An 8,547-nucleotide genomic window follows, 5' to 3' on the forward strand; every position below is an offset into this window, starting at 1 on the left:
GAATATATGACCGCTTCCTTTGTGGCTCTATTTTTTTATTTTCTTTCTTGACAAATTCACTCGTCCATATATGACAACGGGAAGCGGGAATGACGAAAAAATTAGGTGTCACCCCTGCGTAAGCAGAGGTCTTAGTACTACAGTTGTAGTTTAGATGTGAGCATTCACGATTTTTTTGTGATGAATAAAAAAACCTGATCACCAAGCGTCATTGCGAGGAGACCGTAAGGTCAACTAAGCAATCCATTTCTAATCACTTTCCTGGATTGCTTCGTCGGTCTGGCAACCTCCTCGCAATGACATCTTATACTTTAACCTTTTTTCCGTGAACACTCACATTCAATCTACAACTGTAGTATTAGATTCCGCACCGAAGCGGGAATGACAACGGAAACCCAGAACTGACACTTATGAGCATTGAGCAACGACGTCACCAACCTCTCCTGAATTAGGAGATACCATTATAATTTATTTTGGCTTTTTATATCGGCAATTATTCTTTGCAATTGTTCCATATCCATCATTCCTGCAATTAATTTACCATTAATAATATAGGCAGGAACTCCCTGTATTTTTAAACCTTTTGCTAATTTAACATTTTTCTCGAGAAGCTTTTGTATCTCCCCCTTATTAATTTCTTCTGTGATTACTTCAATATTTAAATCATTTGCGAGAAGCAATTTTTCTACAGATTCTTTGGTGATAGGTTTTAGCTCCATTAAACCGTTATGAATATCCTGAAACTTATCAGGAGTGGTCTTATAAACAGCTAAAGCAATAGTTGCTGCATAATTAGACGCCTCACCAAGAAGTGGATATAGTTGCAAAACGACTTTAACGCTCGTATCTGATTTAATTAACTGATTAATAAAATAACTACCTTTTTTACAATAACCGCAATTATAATCATAAAAAGCAGCAATGATTATATCCCCATTGGAATTACCAAGTACTGGAGATGTAGGAGAATTTTCTATTTCAGATTTATTATCTCTGATATATTCACCAGTTTTTATTTCCATTTCCTGCATTTTACGTCGTTGAAGACCTTCTATTGACTGAATTATTATTTCAGGATTATTTAGTAAATATTCTTTTACAATTTTTTCAGTTTTCTCTATGTTTTCTTTTTTATCTAATGAGTACTGATCTGCAGCATTAATCGAAACCGTAGCAGAAACAGCATTAGGAGTTTTCATAGTTTTATAAGCAAATAATGCTATTAGGACAACGACGATAATCAATAATATTTTACTAATAACATTATGCATAATTCTTTTCTATTAAATATAGGTTCCTTACCTCATTCCAGCATTCTAGTTGCTTTTCCATAATTTTCAAGCATTTTAGTTATTTGCCGATAATTTACTTTACCTATTGGTAGAATCGGTATTTCTTTAACATGGATAATCTCTGGCAAATATTTTGTTAATTCATTATTTTGTCTCGAATATAGCGAATTTTTAGCCATCATTTCTATAAAATTTTCCCTATTAATAATCTGACTGGTGGTAAAGAGAAAAATTTGTCTGTCTTTATTATAGTCAATTGATGAGAAGTTGGTAACGTCGTCACTCGTCGCTCGCCTATTACTTATAGGCGTCGCTCCATCGCTCCTGCTACCCAATTCCCCTGAATTGACTATACCATCATCAGAACAAATAGCTACATTTTTACTATCAACATCAATCATATTAGCCAATTCCTCTATTAATACCAACGAGACTACTTCTTCTATTGCAACAAATTGTTGAACACGACCTAATAAGGTAAGATAACCATCTTTATCAATTTTTGCAACATCCCCAGTATCATACCAGCCCAGACCCAAATTTTCTGATGATGTTGGATGAATAACTCCAGGATTATTAGAGTGCATATAGCCAAGCATGATATTTGGTCCCTTAATAAATAATTGCCCTCCCTCTTCTATTCCGTTAATTGGTTTAATATAATATTCTATTTTGGGCATCAAACGACCTACACTTCCACCACGATAATGCATGGGAGTATTACAAGCTATTATTGGAGCTGTTTCAGATGCCCCATATCCTTCAAAAATTCTTATACCAAATTTATCGAGCCATAATTGCGTTGTTTCTTTCCTAAGTTTCTCACTACTGGCAAACACGTATCTTATAGAATAAAAATCATAAGGATGAGCACAGGTGGCGTAATTGTATAAAAATACATCTGTACCAAATATAATTGTTGCTCCGATGTCATATATTACCTCAGGAACACTCCGATAATGCAAAGGAGAAGGATAAAGAAAGGCTGGTATACCGTTAAGCGTCATCATTATTGTGCCAGATAAACCAAAACAGTGAAATAATGGTAAAGCCATAAAGGCAAAATCATCTAGACTAAAATGTAACTTAGCTAGAACCTGGCATCTATTAGCTTGTAGGTTTCTATGCGACAATACTACAGCCTTAGGGGAAGCTGAAGTACCTGAAGTAAATACTACAACCGACGGATCATTGTCATCATAACTAGCACACATATTACTATAATAACTCTGTGGGAAAAAGCTAGCTATCATAGCCTTAATTCTTAAATATAAAGTAATTCTTGTTGTTAAATCTTCAAGATAAATGACTTTTATATTAACTTCTAAGATATTTGCCAACATTTCTTGCAACCCAGCTTTTTCAACAAATTGTTTTGAAGTATAGACGGTTTTTACTGACGTTGTTTTGCACGAGGTCACTACATTGCTAACATCACTCATATAATCAATCATGACCGGTCGACGGGAACAGGCTTGCATAGCATAAAAAGTAACAATCGTTTCAACCATGTTAGGTAGCATAATACCTATATATTCAGCTACTTCTGTATCCTGTTTTATTAAATTTGCTAAAGTAAAAGATTGTAATATTAATTGACGATAGGTAACAGACTTATCATCAATATCTTGTATTATTGTTTTGTTAAAACCATAAGCTTTTGCTGTTTCAAGGAGAGACTGAAATATAGTATTCTGGTAATCAGAGCTTTCAAATATCATGTCAGTCATAATATCATAAAGAGCCTGACCTATATATTTACGCTTTTCCCTATTATCCATATTCTGATTAGCAGGAGACTTTACTGGTGGTAAAATAGTGATAGTAACCTTAGGAAATATCCGTGTTTTTAGTATATTTTTAAGTTTGGAAAAATTAGTAAATTGTGTACCATCTATTCTTACAGGTAAAATTGTTGCATCAGCTTTTTCAGCGATCATGCCAGGTCCTTCATATATCTTCATTAAGGAACCAGTAATACTTATTCTTCCTTCGGGAAAGATAGCAACTTTTTTATCTTTTTGCACTTCCCTAATCAAACTCTTTATAGCCATTGCATTAGCGGGGTCAACTGGTAGAGTTTTTGCCATCGTTAAAAATGGTTTTACCCACCACACTTTAGCCATATTTGTATTAATGGCAAAAGTCATTTCTTCAGGTAAATAAGTTGCCAGTAATGCAGGATCAAGATATGAAATATGATTGGCGATAACTACTGATCTTTTGCCAGCTTTATAAAAATTTTCAATACCTTTTACTTCCACTCTGTACATGCAATCAAAAATAAATTTTAAAATAGCTCGGTTAACAGCAAAAGGTACTATTTTTACTTCAGGAATTAATTGATAAATATAATAAGCTACCACTATGTTAAGTATGCTAATAAATAATATAACCGATGGTATCGAATATTCCCAATAGAATAACAACGAAAGTATTGCAGTAGACCCAGCCATAAACACAGCATTAGCAAAATTATTTATAGCAATTATTCTACTACGATGAGCTGAGGAGCTAAGATATTGTAATACTGCAAAAAGCGGAACAATATATAACCCCGCAATAGCAGCTATAAAAAATAAATCTATAATAATCCGCCAATTATGCTTTTTAGATAAAAAGACAAATATACTCTTTAATTGCTCCGGTTCATAATGAACTGCACTAATTCGACTGGCAAAAAATAAATCAATACCAAATATACTGACACCAATCGCTGAAACAAAAACATATTTCGTGGTAATTTCATTCCCCAAAATCTTACTACACCAAAAAGAACCAACCCCTACTCCAATTGAAAATGTCGCAAGAAACAAATTAGCAACATTTTCATCTGCTCCAAAAGTATTTTTAGCAAGAGCTGGAATTTGGGCAAGTATTGCCGCACTGATAAACCAAAACCAAGATATGCCAAGAATTGCTAAATATACTTGCTTTTTAGATTTGGCATATTTAATCATTTCTATATTTTCGCGAAATAAATTTAATTTTATTTTAATTTCACAATTAGAATTATTTGATTTTGGCATAAAATAACTAGCAATAACGCCAATTACCGCAATCATTATCAGAATAGTGATTATTAAATTGCCACTTATAGTGTAGTATCCTCCAATAATAGTACCAACTAAAATGGAAATAAATGTTCCCGCCTCAACGAATCCATTAGCTCCCAACAACTCATTTCGGTATAAATGATCTGGCAAAACACTATATTTGATTGGTCCAAAAAATGTCGAGTGTATACCCATAAACAATATAGATAAAAACAGTATTACTAAACTATTATCAAAAAATCCATAAGTAGCAAAAAGCACTATGATTAGTTCAAATAACTTAATGATTTTAACTAAAGTTGATCGCTCATATCTATCAGCTACTTGCCCTGCAATACTTGCAAATATTACAAAAGGTAATACAAAGATAGTATTAGCAGCGAGTACAAGTAATTGGGCTGATTCCACCAATTGACTAGATAGTTTATAGGTAATTAATATAATTAACGCATTCTTTAGTATATTATCATTCATACAACCACAAAATTGTACTATGAAGATAGGCAAAAAACGCGTATCTCGAAATAAATATAACCGATTTGATGACATGCTTTCTCCAAAGACATTATAATGGCGGTATAGTATGCAATTCCTTGCTTTATGTCAAATAATCTAATTCAAACCACCTATTAGAGTATATGATGCCTTTTCCCCATGGTAACTAAAGGATGAATAGAGGCAAGATGGTTAAATATTTTTTCCTTAGTAACTGCCTCATCATATCTTGACTGTATCCTAATCCAAAAACTATCTGATAAGCTGAAATACTTTGCCAATAACAGAGCAGTTTCAGTACTAATATTTCTTTGTTTGTTTACAATCTCTGTTATTCTATTAATTGGGACTTCAATATCTTTAGCTAATCTATAAGCCGAAATACCAAAAGGTTCCAGGAATTCAGTCTTAAGTATTTCGCCAGGGTGTACCGGATTAATTTTATACATATAAGTTACCTTTTATTTATGATAATCGTGAATACTCACCAAGTTATGTCAAATTCTCGGCTATATCTATAAATATAACAGATTTTTTTGCTCCACTAATAGCTGTTTTCATTATTTTTATAATAGACCTCTTGCATAACCTAATCTAATTGGTAATTTTGTTGTCAAAACTCGTCTCCGTTCCTCACGTACATCTTAGTACGCTGCGGTACTCGACTTCGTTTTTCCTAAAAATTCCTCAATTATCTTTAGGTTATGCAAGAGGTCTAATATTGCTTATTTTTCATCCCCTAACTCATCACATTATAGAGAGGTACTTTAAACTAACTCACCTTACGCATGACATTTAAATAAAAGTCATATAGAAAATAGCTTGGCGTCATTGCGAGAAGCTACTTTAGTAGCGACGAAGCAATCTAATGAATGTGGATTGCCACGACCACGTAGTGGTCTCGCAATGACAGAAAACCTATCTAAAACCCTCTTTACCTTCTAACTTTCAACAGTTGTGGGGTTTATGCATAAGGTGAGTAAACTAAGTTAGCTCTAAAGCGGCTTCTTCTAGCGTATTAATTTGATCTCGTATTTTTGCTGCCTGTTCAAATTCCAAATTACTAGCTTTTGAGTACATTTCTTTTTTTAATTTATTGATATGAGCTTTTAATTTTACTGGATTATCCAATAATATATGAGCTTGTTTTTTATTACCTAACTTACTATCCAGTTTTTCTAATTTAATTAGTGCATGGATATGATTATTAATTGTTTGGGGTATTATAGAATGCTGTCTATTATATTCTTCTTGAATTTTTCTTCTCCTATATGTCTCGCTTACTGCCTTGTCAATAGAGCTGGTAATACGATCTGCATAGAGTATTACCCTTCCTTGACTATTCCTTGCAGCTCTACCAATAGTTTGAATTAACGAAACTTCCGAGCGTAAAAAGCCTTCTTTATCAGCATCGAGTATGGCAACAAGTCCACATTCCGGAATATCTAAACCTTCTCGTAATAGATTAACACCAACAATAATATCTATAGTACCTTGGCGTAAATCTTTGATGATTTCAATACGCTCAAGAGTATGAATATTAGAGTGCAAATATGATACTTTATACCCTAGTTCTTGGAGATAATTTGTTAAATCTTCTGACATTTTTTTAGTTAATGTTATCGCTAAGATACGAAATCCTTTATTTATTGTCGATTGAATTTCGCTTAGCAAATCTTCAACTTGGTTAGTTGCTGGTTTTATAATACATTCTGGGTCAAGTAATCCTGTGGGTCTGATGATTTGCTCAACCATAACCCCTGCTGTTTCGTCCGATTCAAAAGATCCCGGTGTAGCTGAAACAAAAACCGTTTGAGGTCTAAAATCTTGCCATTCCTCAAATTTTAATGGTCTATTATCTAAGGCTGACGGAAGACGAAACCCATGTTCCACTAGTACGGTTTTTCTAGCCCTATCACCATTATACATTGCTCTAATTTGTGGAACAGATACGTGACTTTCATCAACAAATAATAAAGCATCTTTAGGTAAATATTCAAATAGGGTTGGTGGTGGCTGTCCATTTGCTTTACCAGTTAGAAACCGAGAATAATTTTCAATACCTTTACAACTGCCAGTCTCCATCATCATTTCCATATCATATTGAGTACGTTGATTTAACCTTTGAGCTTCTACTAACTTACCATGTGTATTAAGAAATTCTAAACGTCGTTGTAACTCCTCTTCAATTTGTGATATGGCGTTTTGTACTACTTCTTTAGGTGTTACAAAGTGCGATTTAGCATAAATCACAGCTTGCTCCAATTTAGCTAATTTTTCACCTGTAAGCGGATCAAATTCGCTGATATATTCCAGTTTATTATCAAAAAATGATAATCGCCAAGCTTTATCGTTATAATGTACTGGGAATATATCAATATTATCACCTTTTACCCTAAACGTACCACGCTCAAATCCCACATCATTACGCTTATATTGTAAGCTTACTAGGTCACTGAGCAATTTATCTCTAGCATAAATTTCCCCAGACTTAAGGCTTATAGTCATCTGATAATAAAGACCCGGTGAACCAAGACCATAAATACAAGAAACAGAAGATACAACAATTACATCCCTACGTTCTAAAAGAGACCTAGTAGCAGAGTGTCTTAATAAATCTATCTGTTCATTTATCGAAGAATCTTTTTCTATATAAGTATCGGTTTTTGCAATATATGCTTCGGGTTGGAAATAATCATAATATGATACAAAATATTCAACGGCATTATTTGGAAAAATTGCCTTCATTTCTGAATAAATTTGGGCAGCTAACGTTTTATTATGAGCCATAATAAGTGAAGGTCGACCGGTTCTCTCAATAATATTTGCCATAGTAAAGGTTTTACCGGAACCAGTAATGCCAAAAAGTATTTGTGAAGGCAATCCCGATTCAAGCCCCTTAATGATTTCATTAATTGCTTTTGGCTGATCGCCAGCTGGACTATATTTAGATACTATCGAAAAATTATTTATCATTAATTTGTAACTTGCTAGTTTGTTATTATATGTAGATAATAGTTTTATAACCAATTAAATAGGATAACTTTTATGAAAAACATATTTGTCACGGTCATTATTTATACATTAACACATTGCCCCTATTGCACTAAGGCCAAAAAGCTACTTAATCAAAAAAATATATCTTACGAGGAAATAATCGTAGATAATTATAATGAGAGGCAAAGATTAGAACTACAGCATAAAGCTAGTGGACAACGTACATTACCACAAATATTCATTAATAGTAAGCATATTGGTGGGTGCGACGCTCTTTATGAACTTGAAAAAGCAGGTAAACTAGATGAATTAGTGAAGTAATATAGTCAATTCAGGGGAATTGGGTAGCTTTATCTGTCATTGCGAGACCACATAGTGGTCGCGGCAATCCACACTTAATGGATTGCTTAGTCGTGCTTTAGCACTCCTCTCAATGACGTTTTTACCCTGTCATTCCCACATCTAATTTGTCATATATGGACGAGTGAATTTGTCAAGAAAGAAAATAAAAAAATAGAGCCACAAAGGAAGCGGTCATATATTCGGCATCGAGTGCCATAATGGTTTCTGCATTCTTATAAATATCCTTGAGTTACCTCTCATTCCCACGGCTTCTAGAGCCTCGACATAATTACGGATTTTATTCAGAATACTTATTCATTAACTCTTTAACTTTCGTTCTCTTTATTGTTACTATTCTTTACTCA

General features: G+C 33.5%; 5 protein-coding genes. 1 reads left to right on the forward strand and 4 read right to left on the reverse strand.

The window, feature by feature from the left end:
* Positions 1–461 precede the first annotated feature (461 nt).
* From RiCNE_RS04490 to uvrB, 4 genes are all read right to left on the reverse strand, one after another.
* Complete coding sequence (locus RiCNE_RS04490) at positions 462–1,271, reverse strand: DsbA family protein (RefSeq protein ID WP_094649414.1); 810 nt, start codon at positions 1,269–1,271, stop codon at positions 462–464.
* Between the two features lie 32 nt (positions 1,272–1,303).
* The gene (locus RiCNE_RS04495) at positions 1,304–4,897 is read right to left on the reverse strand and encodes an acyl-[ACP]--phospholipid O-acyltransferase (protein ID WP_094649415.1); all 3,594 of its coding nucleotides are present in this window, start codon (positions 4,895–4,897) and stop codon (positions 1,304–1,306) included.
* A gap of 80 nt (positions 4,898–4,977) precedes the next feature.
* On the reverse strand, positions 4,978–5,292 hold the full coding sequence (locus tag RiCNE_RS04500; RefSeq protein ID WP_094649416.1) for a HigA family addiction module antitoxin: 315 nt from the start codon (positions 5,290–5,292) through the stop codon (positions 4,978–4,980).
* Between the two features lie 535 nt (positions 5,293–5,827).
* Complete coding sequence (uvrB, locus tag RiCNE_RS04505) at positions 5,828–7,816, reverse strand: excinuclease ABC subunit UvrB (RefSeq protein ID WP_094649418.1); 1,989 nt, start codon at positions 7,814–7,816, stop codon at positions 5,828–5,830.
* Positions 7,817–7,891: 75 nt separating this feature from the next.
* On the opposite strand from uvrB, the gene grxC reads away from it, so the two are divergent.
* Positions 7,892–8,161, forward strand: a complete 270-nt coding sequence (gene grxC, locus RiCNE_RS04510) for a glutaredoxin 3 (protein WP_094649417.1) — start codon at positions 7,892–7,894, stop codon at positions 8,159–8,161.
* Positions 8,162–8,547: the final 386 nt, after the last annotated feature.

Origin of the sequence: Rickettsia endosymbiont of Culicoides newsteadi, from assembly GCF_002259525.1 — a bacterium.
Lineage (GTDB): Bacteria > Pseudomonadota > Alphaproteobacteria > Rickettsiales > Rickettsiaceae > Tisiphia.